Genomic DNA, 23,245 nt, shown 5'->3' on the forward strand with positions numbered 1-23,245 from the left:
TAGGAACTTATAACTTTTTTTCCAAATTAAACAGAAAATGTTGTTTAACTTTTTGACTTGAAAATAAGTCTCGGAGAATATGCGGCGAATCTTTGCTCATCATAATCACCATAAACCTCCTCGACAGCAAACCCCACGCTGCCCAACAGTGCCTGCAACTTGCTTTTATCGTATAAACGGACGCGGTGCTCAAAATAAGCCAGTTTTCCAGTCGATTTTTCCCAAACCACCCACAAATCGCACAGCAAATCGTCACTGTGGCTTACAGTTCTCTTTTGGAGAAGACAAAAGCTCGGATACTCGCGCCATTTGAAGACTCGAAACAGTAGCCAGCGACTATGTAACTTCAGCATCAGGGGTAAGGCTGCCCATTTTAGACGCTTCAAAAGCCCCCTGTGACCATACTTGAGCGAGAGGTGTTCAGGGTTGAAGACATCCAACACCAAAACAGCCCCGCGCCCAAGCACGCGGTGGAGGTCGGCGAGGCTTTGTTGGTCGTCTTTTTCTTGGGGCAGGTAACCGAGGCTTGTGTCCATGCTGATGGCTGCAGTGGCGGCGTCTGTTTTGAAAGGCAAAAACCGCATGTCGCCTCTAACCAGTTGAGCAGAAGGCTGCCGCTGTTTAGCGATTCTTAGCAAGTTCGCGGAAGCATCCAACCCGACCATATCAAACCCAGCCTCGCTCAAAGTGGTAAGGTGGCGTCCAGTGCCGCAAGCAACATCCAAAACGACCCCTCCGCGTTTAAGGTGGTTTTTTAGGAAGCTGATTTGGCGTTCGGTGTGGCTTTTATCGGCTAGTTCTGCCCAGATGCTGCCCATGTTGTCGAAAACGTTTGCCGTTCACTTGGCCTCAAAGATTAATTTTGGCGGCGGGGTTTTTAGTGATTCTGTTTCGAGCCGCTTAAATATTCAACCGCTCATTGACTAATCCAGCGGAGACCTCTGTTTGACTGACAAAGCGGATTGGCAGCACCTCTATATGTTGCTTAAACTGGCTGAAATGGGCGCGTACAATCGGACCGCGAAAATCTCAACCGAGTACTTAGCCAAAAAACTTGGCTTCAGCCAGCAGACCGCGTCACGCTACCTTATCGAGTTGGAACGTCAGGGTTGGATTGCGCGCAAAGTTACCCCTGATGGAAGCTTGATTAAAATCGAACCTCAAGGAAATTGTGAACTCCAAAAACTGTACTCTAACCTCAAGGTACTTATGGAAAAATCGTATCCGCCCTCGGTAACTCTGGAAGGCACCGTTTTCACTGGACTCGGCGAAGGCGCATACTATGTATCGAAGCCTGACTACAGAAAACAGATAACTAAAAAATTGGGGTTCGAACCATACCCTGGTACATTAAACGTTAGATTATCAGATGACTACGACATAAAAACCCGCGCTGAACTCGAATCGTACCCCGCCATAGAAGTTATGGGTTTTCAAGGAGAAGGACGCAGCTATGGACTCGTCAGATGCTACCATGCAGTCATCGGCGGCAAAATCAAAGGCGCTTTGGTCACAGCTAAACGCAGCCACTACGACGCGTCGGTGCTTGAGTTGATTGCTCCTGTTTGCCTTCGCAAGCAGTTAGGGCTCAAAGACGGAAACAAAGTTAAAGTGGAAATCTGCACAGGCCTCTAAAAAGGCGTGTTTCTGTACTGGAACTGGTAGTTGATTTGCTGTTCAGGTTTGCGTCTGGACGCTATAACGTAACCGAGCAACAAACCAACCAGTAAGCCGCCTAAATGTGCAAGTATGTTTACGCCTTCGCCTGTGTTTATGAAAAACAAGAAAAACGCAAACACCACCGCCCCCAATATGGATTGCCGAACGGAGCGTCTATCGTAAATTAAACATGCCCCAAACATTGAAAATATGGCTCCTGAAGCGCCTACTGAGATAAAGTTGGGGCCAAACAAAAGTGACAGCAAGTTGCCTGCTAAGCCACCTAAAAAGTAGATGCCGAGGTATTCGGGTAACGAGAACATTTCTTCTCCGCGTAATCCAAAGATGAGCAGAAACAGCATGTTGCCGACGAGGTGGAAAATCGAGGCGTGGATGAACATGGATGTGAAGAGTTGCCAGTAAGCTCCTGCGAATACGAATGCGTTAACCTGTCCCCAAACCAACACGACACTGTCGCCTGTTTCTATGGCGTTGCCGCCCACGATGGCGCCTGCGATGTAGATAGCCACGTTTAAGGCAATTAGTATGTAGGTGGGCTTGTACTTGTCGCTCTTCATGGTGTTTACCGTTTGGCGAGTTTGTCGATTATTTGTTGTTTAATCTTTGTGGAGCTATCTAAAGTATTCTCCCCAAACTTGCCAATCCTAACAACAGCAACACCCAATTTATGCTGAGTTAGGTAGGTTTTGACTTCGTTTTCCATCTCTGCTTGGTCGTAACCCAAAGCGATTACGTCGGGTTTGATTTTCGCGAGTACCTCGCCGATGTCTAAGCCTTCATAACCCAAAACCGCTTCATCCACAACCTTAAGCGACTCCACAAGGGCGCGCCGCTGATCTTCGTTCATGATGGGTTTTTTTCCCTTCAACTTTTCTGCAGTGCTGTCTCTTGCGACGATAACGATTAATTTCGCGTGTGGTCCGCCTGATTTTTTTGCGTCCTCCAAGAAACGTACGTGCCCAAGGTGAAGTAGGTCAAATACGCCTGAGGCAAGGACTACTCTTGGTTTGGTTGTTTGGTTGGCCATTGGAAGTTCACTGCACCGATTAATCTTAATGCGTCCAGTAGCCCTTCACAGTAAGCTACAGACGTTAAGCTGGTTTCAAGCTTGCCCTGCTGCTTATAATACTTTGCATCGTTTAGGTAATCGGTTGCCCAACTCAAAACCGCCTCCACAGTCTCCTCGGATACGCTGATTGGGGTTGGTTTGCGTTCCAGTTCCGCAAAAACTTTCTCAGCTGAGGCGATGTATTTGGATGCGAGAAACTCGACGCTCATTTAGCCAGCCTCCTAAACTCGTCGGGTGCACCCGCAAAAGCGAGGAGCGCGTCGATTTCCATAAAATGCAAATCCCCCGGAATAATGAGGCTAAATGGTGGTTCCCCGAAGTCCCAGTCAACCAAATCCTTAACGAAACCCGCCTTTACGAGGGGGTTGTTGCTTCCTGCTCTGGCGATTCCAACGGCAACCGTCAATGGCGTGATGGCTTCCTGCTTCTTTTTCTCCTCCACCATCTGTAGTTGCTTAAGTGCATCTTTAATCGACAAGTACTTGCCCTCTGCGGCTCTTAAATCCAAAAGACACAATGTATGCAAACCCAACTTTTTGTTCTGTACTATGACGTTGTAGGGGGTTTCAGAGAAGTTATCTGCGAAGGGAACGGTGACGGTTTTGCCGAATTTGTAGTTATGCAAACCTGAAAGGCTCACTATGGCAGACATGATGGATATGCCGTGGACGACGCGGGTTTTTATCCCCATTTTCTCTGCGTCAATGCGCAACGTGACGTGGGTGGTAGCGATGAAGGGGTCGCCGGGCACCAAAAACACTGCTTTGCCGCTTTTGGCGGCTTGGAGGATGACTTTGCCGCTGTCTTCTTCGAGGTCGCTACGTGTGATAAGCTGAACTTTTTTGCCGATTTGCGCTTCGAAGCGTTCCAAGTTGAAGTCTGGCATGCGACTAGTGTATGTTTCCATAAACACGGCGGTTGCACTTTGGGTTTCTTCTAAGCCTTTAAGCGTGATGCCTTTGTCGTCGTTTAACCCTAACCCTACGAATACGAGTTCACTCAAATCTTAGCCCTAAACTAAGTTATCTGGCGTGGGGGGTTTAAGTTATTTTTCTTTAATTTCGCCCCTGTCAACCAACGTGTTGTAGTAGTATCGGCATGTTCCCATGGTTAAGCCGTGGCGTTCACAGAAGACAGTTAAAAGTTGCTCTATGGGTTGTTTGGGGTCTTTTTCTTTAACCATCTTTTTTAATTCTTCAATTTTGTGTTTATCGATTTTTTCACTCATCGCCTGCTCCCTCGGCAAAAGCCCATAAACAACATAGCTGCCAACCGAGATAATCCTTTTGCACAAACTTAACCGTTCAAGTCAGTCGACCAAACCTTTATATGATTTACGTTTAACAAAAGCATGTAATTTAGCGGCACAGGGAACACATGCAATGAAGCCTATTGAGAGTTTAGTCAGGGATAACATAAAAAACCTCAAACCCTGCCCACACGGCGCAGAGGTTTATGGTGCCGCAAAAGAAAGCGGGCTAAAACCGCAAGAGATTTTGGATTTCAGTTCAAGCGTCAATCCGCTGGGTCCCTCAAAGAAGGCTCTTGACGCCGCCAAAGAGGCATTTAACACGGTGGCGGCTTACCCGGACTCCAACTCTAACGCGTTACGGCAGGTTATTGCAAGCCACTTCAGCGGCATAACAAAAGACAACATAGTAGTTGGTAACGGTTCAACCGAGTTGATGTACCTTTTTGCAGAGGCTTTCCTCAAGAAAGGCGACAAAGCGCTTATGGCTGCACCGACCTTCGGCGAATACGAAAGTGCGGTCCGCAAAACAGGGGAAGCCCCGAAGTTCGTCAGGTTAAACAGCAGTTTCCAAGTGGAGACGGAGGCGTTCAAGCGGGAGATGGCGGGCTGCAAGATGGCGTTTCTCTGCAACCCCAACAACCCCACCAGCAAACTCATCCCAAAAGACACCTTGACGGACATCCTCGAAACTGCACTTTCAAATGACGTTTTGGTTTTTCTTGACGAGGACTTTTTAGAATTCGTAGACAACGAAAAAGACCTCACACAAATCAAAAACCTCGCCAAGTTTCCGAACCTGTTTGTTCTGCGTTCCTTTACCAAGATTTTCGGATTAACAGGGCTGCGAGTCGGCTATGGGATAACTTCCAAAGAAATCGCCAATGTGCTGTTGTGCGCCAAGATTCCTTGGAACGTTAACTGTTTAGCGCAGGCTGCTGCGGTCGCCGCCATAGAAGACGAAGAACACCTCTTGGTGACGCGGGAGTTAATCAAGAAGGAAAAAGCGTGGCTCCAAAGAGAACTTGCTGCAATCAAAGGCTTTAGTTTTGAGCCGCCCGACGCCAACTTCTTTTTCATAGACATCCGTAATGCCAACATAACCGCTAACAACCTCAAACACAGAATGCTCCAGCAAGGCATCCTCATCCGAGACTGCAGCTCCTTTGTCGGACTAAACGAATTCTACATAAGAGTCGCTGTTAAAACCCACGAGGAAAACGTGCGGTTAATCGAAGCGTTTAAGAGGGCGCTAAAGTCGGTTTGATTGTGCCATGTTCGCGTTTGACTTGTCATGGTTCACTGATTCCCTCTTCATCTTCGCATTAGCCTTCCTAATCGACCTTGCTTTAGGCGAGTACCCAGACAGAATCCACCCCACCATCGGTATAGGCAAACTCATCCTGTTTCTCAAAAAGAGAGCCAAACATCCAAACCCGCGCGTGGAGAAAGCTAACGGCGTCTTGATGGCGCTGGCGATTATGCTGATTGTTGCGGTTCCAGTTGGCGCCTTGTTGCTGTGGCTGCGGTTTTCTTTTGGCTCTATCCCCTACATCATCGTAGGCGCAATCCTGTTTAAGGCAACATTTGCAATCCGCGGCATGGGGCAATACACTAAACCCATCGCGGCAGCGCTCAAGAACAACGACATAGACGGCGCACGCAAATGGCTTCCCTACATCGTTCGACGTGACCCAAACAGCCTTAACGAACGACAAATCATCTCTGCAGCCGTCGAATCCATCGCGGAAAGCACAACCGACGGGATAACTGCACCCTTCACTTTCTTTGCCCTCTTCGGTGTCCCAGGCGCATTCGCTTACCGAGTCATTAACACGTTAGATTCTATGGTGGGTTACAAGAACGCGGAGTACAGAAACATCGGGTGGTTCAGCGCGAAAATGGACACATTAACCAACTATTTGCCCTCAAGAATTACTGCGTACCTGATGGTTGCCTCAGCCTTTTTGCTCCGTGAAGACTGGCGTGAATCTTGGCGCATCTTGCAACGTGACAAACACAAAACGGCAAGCCCGAACGCAGGCTTCACCATATCTGCCATGGCTGGCGCACTCAACATTCAACTCGAAAAGCAGGGTCACTACACTCTGGGCGACGACCACGGCCACATATCTCACGCGGACATAGGGAAAGCGTTGCGTGTTATGACTTTGACAGCGGCGTTGTTTGGCTTAGTGGTCGTGGTTCCAATTTTGGTTGTAAGGGTCTGGGTTGTTGGGTCACTGCGGCCTTTGATTCCATTTAAGTTTTAAAACTGTTTTAACCTGCAAGATTCAAAGAAAATTAATGGGTATTTTTGAGGTTTAGGTTTTTTGAGCCACAATCATCGCATGAGCCTTATCATAGGGGTCAAGCGGCACAATCTCCTTAACGTCGTAGCCTCTCTTGCGCAGTACCCGCGCTTCCTGCTGGTAAACCGCGTCAGGCGCCATCGTCACGTCTATGCTCTGTGATTTGCATGCAAGCATCACCCAACCGTCTGGTTTGAGGAAAACATCTGCGTTGTCGGCGAGAAGCTTGGCTTGCTCAGGCTGCGCAACGTCACAGTAGATAGTATCCACTTTTCCTGAGATGAACATGGCGTAGCGTTCGGGCATCCGTGCGTCTTCCAGCATCGGCGTTATGTTTGGGCGGTATGCTGCCACATTGTTAACTAAATCTCGTAGCGAACGCTGGGCAAATTCCACACAGTAAACGTGCCCTGACTCGCCGACGATGTCGGAAACGTGACTGGGGGTGGTTCCTGAAGCTGCACCCAAATACAAAACTTTTGAACCTGGCTCGATAGGCACATTCTGGAGACCTTTTATGATGGCGCCTGCGAGTTTGCTGCGAAAAGCATCCCAAACACGGTACTCGACGCCCCGAAATTTTACGAGACGTTCGCCGTAGACAGCTAAGCCGGGGGTAAGGTTTTTTGTGCCCAGCCGCTTCGAGCCGTCTTCAAGCAGTATCTGGTAGACTTCTTTGAATTTGTCGTTTGGTTTAACTCTGACGCCCACGCTTGTCTCTCCACTGTTTGCGTCTGCGTTTACCGCCTCTAGGTGGGCCTTCGCGGCGTGGTTTCTGCTGGAAAGGTCGTCTGTCGCCCTCTCGGAAAGGTTCACGCCGTTGCGTACGTTGCTCGCCTCCGCTGCCTTCGAATCGGCGTTCTCCGCCTTCTCTGTAACTGAAGCCGTCACGTTGTGGTTTAGGTTTTGCTTCTTTTTGCGGCGGGGGTTCTTTGTATTTCTCACGGATTTCTTCGATGCGTTTGTTTATTTCTTCTTTGAGTTGGTCGCCGATGTAGTGTTTTTCTCCAAACGCGTCAGCGCGTGCGGCTATGGCGAGTTTGCCTGCGATTACACGTGCGATTTTTCCTCGTTGCCAACGTTTTGCGTCGTGGAGCAGGGTGTGTTGGAAGATTAAGCCATGTTTAGGTGGCCTTGCGCCTGTTTTAAGTGAGCGGAATAGGGCTTTTTCTGCGCCTAAAACTTGGATTGTGCTGGCGGGTCGCATAGCTAGGTTCTGTAAGCCGCCTGCCATAGAAATCATGCGGGCACCAAGTAGTGCGCCTGCGACCGCGCGGACGTTTGGCGCCACTTCCTCCATGGTGCGGTCAACGTAGTCTTCCATGCTTTTTCGCAGGTTGTAGAACGCTAAAACATCTTTGGCTAAAGCTTGTACTTGCGCTAAATCTGATTCTGCAATGTCTGCGCCCATGGATGCCTCGGCAGCTTTTGCAACCAATTCTGTGCGTTCTTTGGGGATGTTTTCTGCTTCAAGAGTTTCTACGGTAAAGTTTTCTCGGTCGCCTATGTTCATGACGAGACGTGCGTAGGTTTCATGTTTCTCTATGAGACGGTCAAGTTCAGGGAAGTAAACGCCGTACCATTCGCGGAGTCTGCCCATAAATAGGTTAACTGTTTGGTCAAGGCTGTCAAGTGTTTGGATTCCTTGCGACACGATGAGATCGCGTTTTCCTGTGGCGCCTTTGATGCGCAGTTTTGAGAGTTCCATGCTGACGTTGCGGTTCCAGCTGTCAAGTTCAACTAGGCTTGCGGCGAAACCTGATTCTAACGCAATTTCGCTCATGCGCGCGTTTAACGCAGCGGATTCTGCGGGTTTAGCGACTTCACTTGTTACTTTGAGTCTGCGTTGGGCTTCCTGTGCCAAGTTTGCGTTGGCAAAAACAAAGGTTTCGTAGCCGCCGTTTTTGAGTAAGGTGATGAGTGATGTGATTTGGTCTGAAAGTTTCCCCTGCTCGGTGCGCAGTAAGCTTTTGGCTGCTTGCATGGCTTTTTTGGGGAACAGAGCCTTCTCTACTAGCTGGTTGTTCTCGTTGAAGGCTGCTACGCCGAAGGGAAACTGGATGATGTATACTTTCATTTTCTATGCCCCTATAAACTATGTTATGTATTGACCGCAGTCTGGGTTAATAAATAAATTGTTTGTTTCTCCAATCAGATACCGTGATTTTATTGTTTTTGACTATAGTTTTTAGATGGATTTTGAATTCATAAGCTATTATAAACTCGTCTACCGATGAATATCAACTTCCACCACTATGGAGAGTTAGGCTCACTTGAATTCAACAATTGAACAGGAAAAGATAGCTCAGCTTGAACAAAAAATCGAGAAATTAACAAAAGAAAATCAGGAACTAAAAGAACAGGACAAAAAAGTGGACTCTACGCAAAATACCTAGACAGCATCCCCTCCCCCGTAGTTGCTATAGACCAGAATCGCACAGTCACTTTCATGAACAAATTCGGTGCAAAACTAGTTGGTGAAACTGTCCTATCGGCAGTAGGAAAAAAATGCTACGACTTATTCAAAACTGGCGACTGCCACACAGACAAATGTGCCTGTGTACGGGCAATGAAAAACCGTGAAGTATCAACCTCTCAGACGACAGCTCACCCTGGAAACTTGGAAGTGCCTATCCAGTACGTAGCGCGACCACTCTACGACGAAAACAAGAACGTTGTAGGCGCGGTTGAAATCGTTACAGACGTAACACAAATTAACAATATCATTTCTAAGGCCATCGCGTCTTCTAAAAATGTGGCGGCAATAGCTGACAAAGTTAACGCCCAATGCCTCATGATGACTGAAATGGGTAAAAAAACCGCAGAAGTAGCCGCTCAAATGAGCATAGGAATGCAGCAAGTCATCACCGCAGCCCAGCAGGTTTCAACTGGTTCTCAGAAACTCGCTGAACTTTCTCAGGTAACAGCTAAACGAACGGAAAACCTCAAAAAAATCATGGATGAGGCAGGCGCAAGTGTTAAAGAAACCACCCTGATAGCTGACGAGGCGACACGTAAAGCCTTGGAGGCAAACGATAAAGGACAAAAAGGCATATTTGCCATAAACAGCATCCAAAGCGACATCATCAGAGTAGCTGAAGCCGTCAATAACATGGTAAACGCCGTTGACAAAGTCGGAGAACTCGCAAACTCCGTAGCAGACATCGCAGGCCAAACCAACATGCTTGCACTCAACGCTGCCATCGAAGCAGCCCGTGCTGGTGAAGCTGGCCGAGGATTCGCTGTCGTCGCAGACGCAGTTAAAGGCTTAGCTGGGCAGTCCAAAGAAGCCGCGGGCGGAGCAATCACGTTAGTTAAGGGTATAAAGGATTCTGGCACAGAAACAAACCGTATCACCGTAACTTCCAGAAAGGGTGCAGAAGAAAGCTCTAACGTTATTCAAAGTGCAATAAGGGAAACTGAAGGCATCGCACAAATCATGCAGCAAACCAACACCGAAATCCGTAAACTCGCAGAGAACATGGAGCAGGGTCTGAAAGAAATTGGAGAAGTCGTCAAAGCCATCGAGGAAGTTTCAAGCATCGCTGAGGAGAGCTCTTCCGCTTCTGAAGAAACCAGCTCTGCAATCGAGGAACAAGCAGCGGCGTCAGAACAACTAAAGGAAATCGCTAAAAACGTGCAAGTTGCAGCCACTGAAGCCGCTAAAGAGGCAGAGCGAACCAAAAAAGAAGCGGAAACACTAATTCAGCAACTCACAGCAACCAATTAAGCTGCACTGTGAGCCACTCAACTTCCTTTTTGTTACATAATTTTTTCTTATTTTCTATTTACGTTAACTTCCGCTTATGTCGCTAAGCTCCACTCAAAAAGTTAATACGTCAGCCGATGAGATATTCGACAAGGATGGTTCAAAAAATCAGCAAAAAAACCGCGTCGAACACTAAAGTATCAGTTGGGCTTATCCAAACCTCCGTCTCTGAAAATATAGCGGAGAACATGCAGAAAACCCAGCGGAAAATCATAGAAGCTACAGAAAAAGGTGCACAAATCATCTGTCTTCAAGAACTCTACCGCACACGGTACTTTCCGCAGCAGGAAAAAGTGGATGCTGCAGCCCTTGCTGAAACCATCCCCGGCCCATCCACCGATGCACTAACAAAATTAGCGAAAAAATACTCGGTAGTCATTGTTGCGCCGCTGTTTGAGAACGCTACAGACGGCAAATTCTACAACACTGCCGCCGTAATCGACGCAGACGGCGAACTCTTGGGCACCTACCGCAAAAACCACATACCCTACGACCCCTACTTCTACGAAAAAACCTACTTCGCAGAAGGCAACACCCCCTATCAAGTGTTCAAAACACGTTACGGCTGCATCTCCGCGCTTATCTGCTACGACCAATGGTTCCCTGAAGCTGCGCGCATCTGCTGCTTAAAGGGTGCTGAAATCATCTTTTATCCCACCGCCATCGGATACGTTAAAGGCTACACTTCGGCTGATGGCGACTGGCATGACGCTTGGCGAACTGTGCAGCGGGCACATGCCATAGCTAACGGCGTTCACGTGGCGGCGGTTAACCGTGTCGGCGAAGAGGATGAACTTGAGTTTTGGGGCGGCAGCTTTGTCTGTGATTCCTTTGGCAAAGTCCTCGTGGAAGCCAGCGACAAAGAAGAGATTGTAATTGCCCAAGTTGACCTCAGCAAGAATCAAAAAATTCAGGAAGGTTGGGGTTTTCTGCGCAACCGACGCCCCGACACCTACAAGCCCCTTGTGGAAAAACAAGTTGGAGACGACAAGCCATGAGCAGCAATAGTTCCTGTCGCGAACTGGGCTTTACTATGCCTGCAGAGTGGCAACCGCATACGGCGATTTGGCTTGCTTGGCCCTATGACCCAACCACTTTCCCCGACCGCGTCGAGCGAGTAGAGCAGACCTATGTGCAGATTGTCAAAGAAATTCATGAAAGCGAAGAAGTTAACCTCTTCGTGATTGATGAGCCCACCAAAAAGAAAGCTACAGCCATGTTTAAGGCGGCTGGCATAGACCTAAGCAGGGTTCACATTTACGTTTCTGACTATGCAGACGTATGGTTCCGTGACTACGGCCCAATCTTCGTCAAAAACCGGCGTCATGAGTTGGCGATGATTCACTGGGACTTCAACAGTTGGGGCGAAAAATACGAGACGTTGCTCAAAGATAAAGAAATCCCCGACGTCATAAACAAAGACATGGGGCTTAGATGCTTCAAGCCAGGCATCGTCTTGGAAGGCGGCTCCATCGACGTCAACGGCGAAGGCACCTTACTCACTACTGAGCAGTGCCTGCTAAACAGCAACCGCAACCCGCACCTAAACAAACAAAAAATCGAACAGTACCTCTCAGAATACTTGGGGGTTAGCCACTTCATCTGGCTCAAACGCGGCATCTTGGGTGACGACACGGATGGCCACATCGACGATTTAGCACGCTTTGTTAACCCGACCACTATCGTCTGCGCCTACGAAGATGACCCCAACGACCCAGATTATGAAGCTTTAAAAGAAAACTATGAATTGCTAACGAAATCCGTTGACCAAGACGGCAACCCCTTAACAATCATCAAGCTGCCCATGCCTAAAGTGGAAAGCGACGAAGGATACCGTCTCCCCGCAAGCTACACCAACTTTTACATAGGCAACACCAAAGTACTGGTACCCGTCTTTGATCACCCAAACGACCAAAAAGCGCTCGCGATTCTGCAAAAGCTTTTTCCAACTCGCAAAGTTGTCGGTATATGCTGCAAGGACTTGGTCTATGGCTTTGGCACCCTGCACTGCATCAGCCAGCAGCAGCCCTGCCCCACCTAAACAGGCGTTTACATGTAGAGCAGTTTCTTATGCCTCTGTTTTTTAGTTAAGTTTAAACTCTCCAGTGGAATAATAGGTACTTCCACAAAAATTTAGGAGCACAGAGGGGTAAAGGGCATGGTAAATCAGCAACCAATTCGCAGTCGCGGCGTAAAAGTGCTAAAAGCTGTCTCGTCACCCCTCAGACTACAAATCCTCAACCTGCTTTTTGACAAAAGCGCCCTTTCCTACACGGAGCTTATGAATGAGTTGAAGATGAATCCCAGCCGAGACGCAGGAAGATTTGCCTACCACCTCAAGTTTATGTTAAAAGCGGGGTTGGTTGAGGCAGATGTGGAAGCAAAAAAGTATTACCTCACCGACCTCGGCAAGATGGTGCTTGACGTCGCCGATCGCGTGGAGAAAAAAGCGGTTAAACCTCGCGGTATGATGGTGCGTACGTCGCATTTTACGGTGGAAGAGTTTGACGCTAACAAAATCGCCAATTCTCTCATCAAAGAAGCCAAGGTGCCTGCGGAACTTGCGCAGAAAGCTGCCAAAGAAGCAGAAAAACGTCTGATTAAGTCAAAAATAAAGTACCTAACTGCTCCGCTTATCCGTGAAGTCGTCAACGGTATACTAGTGGAAAAAGGCTACGAAGACTACCGCCACAAACTAACCCGTGTCGGCATGCCCATCCACGAAGTCACAGCGCTTATCGAGTCAAAAGAGATAGCGGCAGACGGAGATTCTGCAATCCGCATAGCAGGTCAAACCGTCATAGGCGAATACACGTTGCTAAACGTTTTTCCCCGCGACATCGCAGACGCGCATCTCTCAGGGGCAATCCACATCGACGGCTTAGGAACTTGGGTACTAAAACCCAACGACATAATCCACGACATCCGCTATTTCCTCCAAAACGGCATAAAACTTGAAAACCCCAAAATGATTTCACTAGAGCCGCCCAGAGACTTCAAAACCGCCTTATCCACTGCGTTTAACGTGATGCTTCACGCCAGTAAAGAAACCAACAGTTCACAGACGTTCAACTACTTCAACATCGCTCTCGCCCCCTACACACGCGCGGCGGACAAAGAAAAACTAAAAGGAAGCCTCAGAATTTTCCTCTTTAACCTCAACCAGCATGTGGAAGCCACGTTGGGGTTGGAGTTGTGTATTCCCAAGCCCACTGCAGAAAAAGAAGCCACAGGTCCAAACGGCAAAACAGGCAAATACGGTGACTACGCCCAAGAATGCTTGCTTTTGGCTTCGCTTATCCTCGAAATATTTCTCGAAGAAAGCGTCCACAAACCACTCTTAAACCCCAAACTGGTCATAAAAATCAACGATGCAGCCTTAGTCGATGAAGCAGCGAAAACGGTTCTGCTAAAGGCGCATCAACTCGCTGCACAGGGCGGCGTAGTTTACTTTGCTAACCTCACAAGAAAAGACGGAGAAAACGCAGCTTACTCTTCGTCGGGCATAAAATTCGCCTCCGACTTGACAGGCGACTGGGAAACTGACACCCTGCGCACCGGATGCCTCGGTTCAGTCACCATCAACCTGCCCCGCATCGCCATGGAATGCGAGAAGGACAAAAACAAATTCCTCGACCTCCTCAAAGAACGCCTAGAATTATCCGCCCGCGCTCTCACAATCAAATCCAACGCGCTAAAGCAATTCGGCAAAAACAACATGCCCTTCCTGCTACAGAAAGGCAACGGCGACACCTACTTCAGACTGGAAAACTGTTCGCGTATAATTGATTTGGCTGGGTTCCGTGAAGCAGCGGAAGCTTTCACTGGAAAAAGCGTCATGTCCGAGGATGGACGCAAGTTCGTCGAAGAAGTCATCGCCTGCATCTTGGCGTTCAAGCAGAAAGTGGGCAGAAAATACGGTAAACGCCTCCACATTGTGATGCTGGGAAACCGTGAAGCCGCCGAACGCCTCGCGCAGCTTGACATCGAACGTTACGGTGTGGCGAAAGTAAAGTTTTCGGGAACACGCGATAAACCCTACTATTCCACCGTTAAGCGTATCGGCATAAAACCCGCTCAGCCGCTGCTTGCACCTCAGGGCACCACCGACATGGCGCAGCTACTGCGGGGCTTAACTGCAGGCGGAAGCCTAGACATCTTCGAATTAGAAGGAGCCGAATTCAGCCCAGAAGCCCTACTCGATTTAACCAAACGCATAATCGAGAACGCCGCCAGCGAATTCTTCACCTACAACCGCACCGTATGCTACTGCAGCAACTGCAAGAAAAACCACTACGGCGCACTCCACAAATGCCCCACCTGCGGCTCAATGAGCACCCTAACCGTTTTTAACCGATTCGCTTCAACCTAACTATTCAACTGCACCCAAAACAAGCGAGAGCAACGCCATCCGCACCACGATGCCGTTCCAGACTTGCTGGAAGTACCGCGCCTGCGGGGTGTTGTCGACTTCGGGGGCGATTTCGTCCACACGAGGCAGCGGGTGGAGGATGATGAGGTCTTTTTTGGCTTTCTCTATGGCTTTTAAGTCGATGCGGTATGCGCCTTTCACTTTGGCGTATTCTGCGGCGTCGGGGAACCGTTCTTTTTGGATGCGGGTAACGTAGAGGACATCTATTTGAGGCATGATTTTTTCGAGGTTTGCGTTTTCAGTTACGGGGATTTTGCTTTTGATAGTTGACAAAACATCCTTGCGCATACGCAACGTTTCAGGCGAGACAAGGTAGAGTTCCACGTTGTAGAGCGCCAACGCATACGCCAACGAATGCACCGTTCGCCCATAACGCAAGTCGCCGACCAACGCCACTTTTAACCCGTCGATTTTGCTTCTCTCTTTGCGCATCGTGTAGAGGTCAATTAGCGCCTGCGTGGGGTGTTCTTCTGCACCTGTTCCTGCATTGATGATTGGAACTTTGCTGAACTCCGCCGCCAACTTCGCCGAACCCTCCAAACTGTGCCTCAAAGCGATTACGTCGGCGTAGTTTTCAACCGTCCGCACCGTATCAGCAAGGTTTTCGCCCTTACGTGCAGAGGAGACGTCTGGTTCAGCGAAACCGATGACGTTGCCGCCGAGTTTAAGCATGGCGCTCTCGAAGCTGAGCCTTGTGCGGGTGCTGGGTTCAAAGAAGAGTGTGGCTAGGATTTTGCCTTTGAGGAGTTCTGAGCCGCCTTTGGCCAGTGGCTCCATGGATTTGGCGACGTCGAGGATATGGTTGATTTCTGTTTGGGTGAAGTCTTCGATTGAAACTATGTCTCGCCCTTTGAACTCCAAGTCTTTGGCACCAAAGACAAGAAAGCCTCAAAGTGCTAAATAACACTTTGTGTCCACATCCACCGTTGTAGTTTGGGAGTTGTTAGGAAATGCAGCATATGTTCGGTGATTTTCATTACGTTACGTCGTCTAACACGCAGAGAGAACCACATTGGTCACTTAGCCTGCCATAACTAATGCAATCACGCGACGTCTCCAAGCGGACCTCCCCTCCCTTATATAAAGGCGCAATCGGTTTCAACATGCAACAGCTTTCAGTAGCGACCGCTTCTGTGAGCGAAATTTTGATAACAATAGACGCAAAAGATAGCCTGGAACAGAAATACCCATTTATCTCACATTGGAATCTATTTGTCCATAGTTCTTCATGGTACTGGGCGAACTGCGGCTATGGTAGAAAAATCCATCCAAGATCGGGGAAAAGAAACCCTCAAATGGATTCAAAAGGAACAGCGGACAACCGGGTTAGGTATGGTTGAAGCTGCTAAGGTTCCTGACCAGGGAGCGTTGCGTTTTCTTCTCCGAACAGGTGACGTTTATGAGCCGCAGCAAGGAATGATCAAGTCTTCCGTTGAGCCTGAACCCGAAGAGGCGGCTGCTTCCGAGTTTCCCGACCATGCACCTTGGGTGTGGAAGACCCCAAAACCCAAACGAAAAGGCGATGTACCAGAACCCTACGAGTTCCTCTCTTACCAAGATTGGAACATACTTCCCAGCGTCGTTGCAGAGGCACTTAGAGGCATGGGTTTCACAGGTGACCCCTTCCTCTATGATGGCTACAGTTACCGTAAGATGGCTGGTGGAGCGCTTCGCCGAAAAATGATCGGTACACACTCTAAGGAGGAGCTACTCGCGGAATTGAAGTTAACATGTGGCTCTGAAGAAGAGTGGGCAGATCTCAAACAGCAAATCGAGTGCAAAATCGCAGAGTACCGTGGGCGCTACAAGGAGTTCCCCGAAGTACAGGTTTGCACGGGCATAGTGTTTTATCCTAAGGACGGCAGTTTCCGCTTAACCCCAAAAGACACCTGACTGTTTGAGGACTTTGGGGTTTGCTGGTGGCTTTCTACAGTCACATATCGTAATAAGCAAGCGATTCCAACTAGAAAGCGAAGGTTCGCTAACCATTAGCGTCTATTTTTGAGGAAAGTGAAATAGTGAAGAAAACGTTTCTGTTTCTTGTTTTTGCGGTTCTCTTGATGACCACAGTCGGAGTTGCCGCGGTTATTTCCAATTTAGGCGTACTGACAGTGCATAACTCTGAGTCTACTCCTACTACTTCTCCTTCGCCCTCATCCTCGCCTTATTCGACGGCTCAGCCCACACCAAAACCCGTTATAGTTGCTCCGACGCCCACACCCGCCTTTACGCCGCTGGTCACGCCTTCTCCAACGCCATCACAAACTCCCAATCCGACTGCTACCTCTGCACCATCACCTACACCGACACCAACCAATCCGCCAACCACCCCCACTCCTACACCGTCGCCAGCACCGACTCCCTCTCCAACTCCGATTCCGACGCCAAGCCCAATGCCCACTCCAGACCCTGCCGCGATGGTTTTTAGCGACAAGTTCCAGTCAGGCGACTTCAGTGCATGGACATACACTGATACAAGCGGCGTCGAGTTAAGCGTCGAAAATTCTATGCTTAGATGCTCCACCAACACGGCTACGTCGCAGCATTGGGGTTACCTCTTCAAGTGGCTGGACAGAAACTACACTTCTATCTATTGGCGTTGGTACGTGTTCTTCGGTAACTTGCCCACAGCAGATGGCGATAACATAGGTGCAGGCGGCATATACAACTCTGCGATTGAAACCGACTTTAAACCAGAAAACCAGATCTGCAGCCTCAGCGTCGTTCGACAAAGTGGAGTCTGGCATTGGCAACTATCGTACAGCGATGGCGGAGTCCTCTACAACCTGACTTCCACCGAAACAGTTTCCGCGGGCACATGGTACCTTGTAGAGTTGCAAGGCATCCAAGGCAGCGGAAACGGAGAAGTCCACTTCTACTTAAACAACGCCGAAAACCTAAACGCTACAGGCTTAACAAACAACGCCAACCCAGGCATAGACCACGTCTCCATCGGCGGCGGCATAACCGCAAATCAACCCGTGAAGTGGTACTGCGGAGGCGCAGTTGCAGCAACCAAGTACGTTGGACCAGAACCATAATCCCCTGCCTAAGTCGCTTTTTGCGATTTAGGTTTTTTATGTGTGGTCGTGTTTGCTTAGGTCTTGGGTGGTTTTGCTGAATTTGCGGTTGATGAACTTGCGAATTTCCTCAGCAACAATCACCACGATAGGTAATGTAAGCAGATAGAGCCAGTCGGTTAAGCCCAATGCAGTGGTACCGAATACCTGCTGCAACAATGGAACGTAGATTATGACAGCTAAAATTGAGAGTTGCGCGGTTATCCCCCAGATTATCCATTTGTTGTGGGCTATGTTGGCTTTGAACATGGATTGTTTGCTGGTTCGGCTTGCCAACACGTTTCCTGCTTGGGCAACGACTATGCCTGCGAAGGTCATGGTGATTCCTTTGAGGTAATATTGATTGGGAATAACGCCTTCTTTTCCCCACACCCAGTCACTGGGTACAGGCATTCCAATATACCATCCCCCTTCTGCCCAAGCACTTAAGCAACCAATCATTGCGCCAGCGGCGATTATGACGCCGATGAACACAGAGCGGAATAGGACTTTGCGTGTGAACAGACGTTCTTTGATGCTGCGGGGCGGCTCCTCCATGATGCCTGGTTCGGGTGGTTCACGGCTCAGCGCCAAGCTTGGGATGACGTCGATGGCTAAGTCGATAGCTAACACATGCACTACAAGAAGTGGGAGGGGGAAACCCAATGCGGCGTAGAGGACGAAGGGAATAAGTTCCGCCCAGTTGTGGGCGAAGACGTAGACTATGAATTTGCGGATGTTCTCATAGATTGCGCGGCCTGACTCGACGGCTTTCACGATTGAGGCGAAGCTGTCGTTGAGCAAAACGATGTCTGCTGCTTCTCGCGCCACGTCTGTGCCTGAAGCGCCCATGGCGACGCCTATGTTTGCCTCTTTAAGTGAAGGCGCATCGTTGGCTCCGTCACCTGTAACAGCAACCACTTCGCCGCTCTGTTTTAGCACTTTGACGATGCGTAGCTTCTGCTCTGGCGCTACACGGGCAAAAATCACGTTGCCCTTTTTCACTTCATCAACTATAGCTTGGTCTCCGAGTTCGTCGAGGTCAACACCTCGGATAACTTGACAGCATTGCTTCTCAACTATGCCTACTTCTTGCGCGATGACTTGCGCAGTGGGTCCATAGTCGCCTGTGATTATGACTGTTTTTATGCCTGCCTGCTGAGCTTTAAGCACGGCGTCTTTGACTTCAGTTCTTGGCGGGTCACGCATCGCAGCTAAACCGACAAACACCAACTCTTTTTCGAGGTCGTCGCCTTTTTTGTACTCGGCTTTGGGCATGTGCCTGTAAGCCATGGCTATGACGCGTAAGCCTTCGTTTGCGAACTCGTGGATTCTTGCCTCTATCCAGTCTTCTGTTTCTTTGGTTAAGGCTTCCTCTTTGCCTTCTACGTACATGCGGTTGCAGAGGTCAAGGATGCTTCGGGGGGCGCCTTTGGTGTAAACCCAGACTTCGTCTTTGTATTCGTGTACGGTGCTCATGCGTTTGCGCTCGAAGCTAAACGGCAAAATGTCGATAGTGGGTTTCTCATTTACGATTTCATCGATAACTTGACCATACTTGAGTGCGGCAACGAGCAATGCGCCGTCTGTGGGGTCGCCTATGACGCTCCAGTTGCGGTTCCGATCCGATGGCGGGTCAACTTTGGCGCCGTTGCAGAGCGCGGCGATTTCAAGCAGTTTATCCAGCGATTTAGTTTCTCCAAGCTTAAGCGGTTCGCCGTCTATGGTGAAGTCGCCTACTGGCATGTAGCCTAAGCCTGAGACTTCGATGACGCGGTCTTTAACCCAAAGCTTGTTGACGGTCATTTCGCCCTTGGTGATTGTGCCTGTTTTATCGGTGCAGATGACGGTGACGCTGCCCAATGTCTGCACGGCAGAGAGGCGTTTAACCAGCACGTTTTGCTTAACCATCTTAAGCACGTTGATGGCTAACGCGCTGGAAACAGTAACCTGTAACCCTTCAGGGACACAGCACACCATGACGCCGATCATGAAGAAAATACTGGTGCCCAGAGGAACCTTGAGGAACAGAAAACTTGCCAAAAAGAACACGGCGCCCACAGCTAAGGCGATGAAGAAATCGTACTTTGCCATTAACCCGATTTCTTTCTGCAGCGGACTGTCTTCTTCTTGGATGGTCTGCGTTAAGCTGGCGATTCTGCCGAACTGTGTGCCCATGCCGGTGGCGTAAACGACGGCTTTGCCTTGCCCTTTTGCGACGCTGGTGCTCATAAAAACAAGGTTGGGCGAGTAGAGGTATGCTTTTTCCACGGTTTTTACAGTTTCCGCTTGACGCGGTTGGGGTTCGGATTCACCTGTTAGGGGAACGTTGTTGGTCCATAAATCGAAAGTTTCAATCAGACGGGCATCAGCTGGGACTCGGTCGCCCTCTTCGAGCAAGATGACGTCTCCGGGAACGATTTCTCTGACTGAGATTTTTTTAAGTTCGCCGTCACGCATGACTTTGGCGTATTCAGGCATCCAGCTTTTGAGAGTCTCCATGGCTTTTTCAGCGCGGGACTCTTGGAAGATGCTGACAAATATGTTAACGAAGACTACGCCTAAGATGATGACTGCGAGTTCGGGGCTGCCGCTTATGTAAGAAAGAATGGCTGCTACAAGGAGCAGTATGCCAAAGAGGTCTTTTAGGTTCTTGATGAATTTGTGGATGAAGGGGAGTTGTCTTCGTTCGGTGAGTTTGTTGTACCCGTATTTTTTGAGTCTAAGTTTAACTTCCTCGCTTGTTAAACCATTCGCTGTGGTTTGTAATTCTTCGAAAACTTTTTCGATAGGCTGAGAGGCAGCTTTTTCCAAACTTTTATCGCCAAACCCTAAAAGCAGCTTGCCCAAACGGTGTCCAGTGATAGATGAGCATGACTGCTGATAAACATTCCAGTTAAACCTCTTGTTTGAAGCGCTGACTCAGTGTTAAGAAACATTTGTATCCTCAGCGTTGTTGGTTCTTTTTTTGTGAGTTTAGTTTTTGGTTATTGGGTGATGTCTGATTTAAACCAATCGGGGATGAGGCTGCTTTTGGACGCGGCAAGCACGCTGTTAAACATGTATAGCCTCTGTTTGTTTGAGTATTCAACTTGAGTTTTCCTCTCCTTGAACTCCCTATTTCGCTTCTGCATAAAAGTCAGAGTGGATTTATTCCTTTTTGCAAACTCGACTTAACCATATTGCGAAGTACAATCAACCGCTTCCTCGCAGGCAGAGGGCTCTAGAAATGGCGCGGTTAGCGTTAAATCGACTTTTTGCGGTTCTTTTTTGCCCAATTGTTTCATAGAATAATGCCATAAAGTTAATAGGCGACAAACTCAATTTCCCTGTAGTCTCACCGAATTTCATGGTAGAGTAAATAATGCTTCAAATAATCAAAAAACAAGCATTTCAAAGTAAAATTTCAATCAAATTGGAGAAAGCATAGTTATGGCGCGATATAGACAAACAGAAGAAATTGTCAAACTGATGAATAACCCAAACATCATCCGCAACACCAGCATCATCGCACACGTAGACCACGGCAAAACCACCCTCTCAGACAGCTTACTAGCCCACGCAGGCATCATCAGCACCCAAACCGCAGGACAAAAACTCTTCTTAGACAGCTGGGACCTTGAGCAGAAACGTCAAATGACCGTTTTCGCTTCAAACGTCAGCTTAGTCCACACATTCAACAACCAAGATTACCTCATCAACCTCATCGACACACCCGGACACATCGACTTCTCAGGCGCAGTTACCAGAAGCCTAAGAGCAGTCGACGGAGCCCTCGTCGTAGTCGACGCGGTTGAAGGCCCTATGACTCAGACTGAAACCGTGCTCATGCAGGCTCTGCGTGAACGCGTCAAACCTCTTCTGTTCATCAACAAAGTTGACCGATTAATCAAAGAAATCAAGTTGACCCCCGCGGAGATTCAGAAGAAATTCGCAAAGATTCTTCTCCGCGTAAACAGCCTCATCGAAAAGTATGCTCCGCCAGAACATAAACAGGACTGGCAAGTTAAAATCGAAGACAGCCGCGTCGCCTTCGGTTCTGCACTTCACAAGTGGGGCTTAAACCTCAACCACATGAAACTAAAGAAAGTCAGCTTCCAAGACATCATCGACGCATACAGCGGTGAACCAGCAGACGTCGGCAGAAAAGTCGATGAACTAAGCAAAAAAGCACCCCTGCCAGAACCAATCTTGGACATGTTCTGCGAACACCTGCCCAGCCCAGTTACAGCTCAACCTTACCGTCAATCACAGATTTGGCCAGGCGACCCAAAGAGCGCAGTCGGCGTCGGCATGGCAAAAGTTGACCCCAACGCACCACTACTCATGTGCATATCCACCATTGAAGTTGACCCACACAGCGGCACAGTCGCCATCGGCAGAATCTTTAGCGGCGCCATCACAAAAGGCAAAGAAGTCCAACTCGTCAGCGCTAACCAGAAAGGCACCATCCAGCAGGTCTTCATGTCCATGGCCACCGACCGTGTCTTCGTTGACCGCGTTCCCGCAGGCAACATCGGCGCAATCTCAGGTTTACCTGCACTGCACGTCGGCGAAACTGTCGGCGAAGCAGGTGTAGAAATCCACAGCTTCGAAGGCTTACAGTACGTTTCTGACCCAGTCGTCACTGTAGCCGTGGAACCCGAAGACGTCAAAGACCTCCCATTGTTTGACAAAGTCATGCATAAACTCACCACCGAAGACCCCAACCTGCACTTCGTTATGAACAAAGAGTCAGGCGAATTCCTCCTCTCAGGTATGGGTGAGTTACACCTTGAAATCACTGCTTACCGTATGCAAGAAAGCGGCCTCAAAGTCAAACTAAGCAAACCCATAGTCATCTTCAGAGAAACCATCAGCCACGACTACCGCGGTCCAGCAATCATGGGTAAAAGCCCCAACAAGCACAACAAACTCTGGATAACCATCGAAAAACTCAGCCCCGAAGTCATCGAAGCTATCAAAGCAGAAAAAATCACCGACATGCAAAGCAAAGACGAACGCACAAAAATCCTACGTAACCTCGGCTGGGACGCTGACGACGCAAAGGGCGCAGTGGCAGTTGAAGAAAACAACATCCTTGTCAACCGCATCAAAGGACGCCAATACGTGGATGAAATCATCGACCACATAAAGACAGGTTTCCGCGAAGCCGTCCACACTTCTCCACTCGCAAAAGAACCCGCTTACGGACTCAAAATCAACCTTGAAGATATCACCTTGCACGAAGACCCAGTCCACAGAGGCCCTGCACAAGCGATCCCCATGACTTGGAGACCCATCTACTGTGCAATCCTACTCAGCGACCCCATCTTGCTTGAGCCAATGATGAGTTTCGAATGCAAAGTTCCAAGCGAATTCGTCAGCAGCGTAATCACGTTGCTCAACAAACGCAGAGGCAAAATCATCGACATGCCCAGCGAAGAAGACATGATCACAGTCAAAGCAGAAATGCCCGTATCTGAATCCTTCGGTATCGCAGACGAACTCCGCAGCAGCACACAAGGCCGAGCTTTCTGGGCAACACAGTTCAGCAGGTGGGCACCAGTCCCAGCACAGATGCAAGCGGACACCATCAAAAAGATTCGCGAACGCAGAGGCTTACCACCAGTTCCGCCAAAGCCAGAAGAATACTTCGAGAACGAGTAAAACCCACTTTTCTCCCCCAACTTTTC

At 49.0% G+C, this 23,245-nt stretch carries 18 protein-coding genes and 1 pseudogene; 9 read left to right on the forward strand and 10 right to left on the reverse strand.

Going from position 1 to position 23,245, the window contains the following annotated elements:
* Positions 1 to 44: 44 nt before the first annotated feature.
* Positions 45 to 818 (reverse strand): class I SAM-dependent methyltransferase, encoded by a 774-nt coding sequence (locus NWE96_03835; protein MCW3983106.1) that lies wholly within the window; start codon positions 816 to 818, stop codon positions 45 to 47.
* Positions 819 to 945: 127 nt separating this feature from the next.
* On the opposite strand from NWE96_03835, the gene NWE96_03840 reads away from it, so the two are divergent.
* The gene (locus NWE96_03840) at positions 946 to 1,635 is read left to right on the forward strand and encodes a CTP-dependent riboflavin kinase (protein MCW3983107.1); all 690 of its coding nucleotides are present in this window, start codon (positions 946 to 948) and stop codon (positions 1,633 to 1,635) included.
* Here NWE96_03840 and NWE96_03845 read toward each other — a convergent pair.
* From NWE96_03845 to NWE96_03865, 5 genes are read right to left on the reverse strand one after another with little or no spacing between them, the layout of a single operon-like run.
* Positions 1,632 to 2,237: a rhomboid family intramembrane serine protease gene (locus NWE96_03845; GenBank protein MCW3983108.1), complete on the reverse strand. Its 606-nt coding sequence runs from the start codon at positions 2,235 to 2,237 to the stop codon at positions 1,632 to 1,634. The genes NWE96_03840 and NWE96_03845 overlap by 4 nt on opposite strands.
* Positions 2,238 to 2,242: 5 nt before the next feature.
* A complete protein-coding gene (locus NWE96_03850) occupies positions 2,243 to 2,707 on the reverse strand; it encodes an FAD synthase (GenBank protein ID MCW3983109.1) in 465 nt (154 codons plus the stop codon).
* The gene (locus NWE96_03855; GenBank protein ID MCW3983110.1) at positions 2,677 to 2,958 is read right to left on the reverse strand and encodes a DUF357 domain-containing protein; all 282 of its coding nucleotides are present in this window, start codon (positions 2,956 to 2,958) and stop codon (positions 2,677 to 2,679) included. The genes NWE96_03850 and NWE96_03855 overlap by 31 nt, the downstream gene beginning before the upstream one ends.
* Positions 2,955 to 3,752 (reverse strand): diphthine synthase, encoded by a 798-nt coding sequence (gene dph5 / locus NWE96_03860; GenBank protein ID MCW3983111.1) that lies wholly within the window; start codon positions 3,750 to 3,752, stop codon positions 2,955 to 2,957. The genes NWE96_03855 and dph5 overlap by 4 nt, the downstream gene beginning before the upstream one ends.
* A gap of 42 nt (positions 3,753 to 3,794) precedes the next feature.
* Entirely contained in the window at positions 3,795 to 3,977 is a 183-nt protein-coding gene (locus tag NWE96_03865) for a hypothetical protein (GenBank protein ID MCW3983112.1), read from the reverse strand.
* 154 nt (positions 3,978 to 4,131) lie between these two features.
* Between NWE96_03865 and cobD the strand changes: the two genes are divergently transcribed.
* Positions 4,132 to 5,265, forward strand: coding sequence for a threonine-phosphate decarboxylase CobD (gene cobD / locus NWE96_03870; protein ID MCW3983113.1), 1,134 nt, complete (start codon positions 4,132 to 4,134; stop codon positions 5,263 to 5,265).
* A 7-nt stretch (positions 5,266 to 5,272) separates the two neighbouring features.
* Positions 5,273 to 6,271 carry a cobalamin biosynthesis protein gene (locus tag NWE96_03875; GenBank protein ID MCW3983114.1) on the forward strand — a complete coding sequence of 333 codons (999 nt, stop codon included), beginning with the start codon at positions 5,273 to 5,275 and terminating at the stop codon, positions 6,269 to 6,271.
* Positions 6,272 to 6,322: 51 nt separating this feature from the next.
* Here NWE96_03875 and NWE96_03880 read toward each other — a convergent pair whose 3' ends face one another.
* Both NWE96_03880 and NWE96_03885 read right to left on the reverse strand, forming a co-directional pair.
* Positions 6,323 to 7,021, reverse strand: coding sequence for a fibrillarin-like rRNA/tRNA 2'-O-methyltransferase (locus tag NWE96_03880; protein ID MCW3983115.1), 699 nt, complete (start codon positions 7,019 to 7,021; stop codon positions 6,323 to 6,325).
* Entirely contained in the window at positions 7,005 to 8,387 is a 1,383-nt protein-coding gene (locus NWE96_03885; GenBank protein MCW3983116.1) for a C/D box methylation guide ribonucleoprotein complex aNOP56 subunit, read from the reverse strand. Before NWE96_03885 ends, NWE96_03880 begins: the two co-directional genes overlap by 17 nt.
* 252 nt (positions 8,388 to 8,639) lie before the next feature.
* On the opposite strand from NWE96_03885, the gene NWE96_03890 reads away from it, so the two are divergent.
* The 3 genes and pseudogenes from NWE96_03890 (at position 8,640) to NWE96_03900 (ending at position 14,451) form a co-directional block, all read left to right on the forward strand.
* The gene (locus tag NWE96_03890) at positions 8,640 to 10,040 is read left to right on the forward strand and encodes a methyl-accepting chemotaxis protein (protein MCW3983117.1); all 1,401 of its coding nucleotides are present in this window, start codon (positions 8,640 to 8,642) and stop codon (positions 10,038 to 10,040) included.
* Between the two features lie 134 nt (positions 10,041 to 10,174).
* Positions 10,175 to 12,120: pseudogene (locus NWE96_03895) on the forward strand (agmatine deiminase family protein).
* 117 nt (positions 12,121 to 12,237) lie between these two features.
* The gene (locus NWE96_03900; protein ID MCW3983118.1) at positions 12,238 to 14,451 is read left to right on the forward strand and encodes an ArsR family transcriptional regulator; all 2,214 of its coding nucleotides are present in this window, start codon (positions 12,238 to 12,240) and stop codon (positions 14,449 to 14,451) included.
* On the opposite strand, the gene pyrB is transcribed toward NWE96_03900, so the two are convergent.
* Entirely contained in the window at positions 14,452 to 15,372 is a 921-nt protein-coding gene (gene pyrB / locus NWE96_03905; GenBank protein MCW3983119.1) for an aspartate carbamoyltransferase, read from the reverse strand.
* A gap of 351 nt (positions 15,373 to 15,723) precedes the next feature.
* On the opposite strand from pyrB, the gene NWE96_03910 reads away from it, so the two are divergent.
* Both NWE96_03910 and NWE96_03915 read left to right on the forward strand, forming a co-directional pair.
* Positions 15,724 to 16,404, forward strand: coding sequence for a hypothetical protein (locus NWE96_03910; protein ID MCW3983120.1), 681 nt, complete (start codon positions 15,724 to 15,726; stop codon positions 16,402 to 16,404).
* A 125-nt stretch (positions 16,405 to 16,529) separates the two neighbouring features.
* Positions 16,530 to 17,552 carry a hypothetical protein gene (locus NWE96_03915; GenBank protein MCW3983121.1) on the forward strand — a complete coding sequence of 341 codons (1,023 nt, stop codon included), beginning with the start codon at positions 16,530 to 16,532 and terminating at the stop codon, positions 17,550 to 17,552.
* Between the two features lie 36 nt (positions 17,553 to 17,588).
* Here the strand turns inward: NWE96_03915 and NWE96_03920 are convergent, their stop codons facing one another.
* Entirely contained in the window at positions 17,589 to 20,384 is a 2,796-nt protein-coding gene (locus NWE96_03920; protein ID MCW3983122.1) for a cation-transporting P-type ATPase, read from the reverse strand.
* A 618-nt stretch (positions 20,385 to 21,002) separates the two neighbouring features.
* Here NWE96_03920 and NWE96_03925 point away from each other — a divergent pair.
* Positions 21,003 to 23,219, forward strand: coding sequence for an elongation factor EF-2 (locus tag NWE96_03925; GenBank protein ID MCW3983123.1), 2,217 nt, complete (start codon positions 21,003 to 21,005; stop codon positions 23,217 to 23,219).
* The last annotated feature ends 26 nt before the right edge of the window (positions 23,220 to 23,245 follow it).

The sequence above is a fragment of the Candidatus Bathyarchaeota archaeon genome (assembly GCA_026014685.1).
Taxonomy (GTDB): domain Archaea; phylum Thermoproteota; class Bathyarchaeia; order Bathyarchaeales; family Bathycorpusculaceae; genus Bathycorpusculum.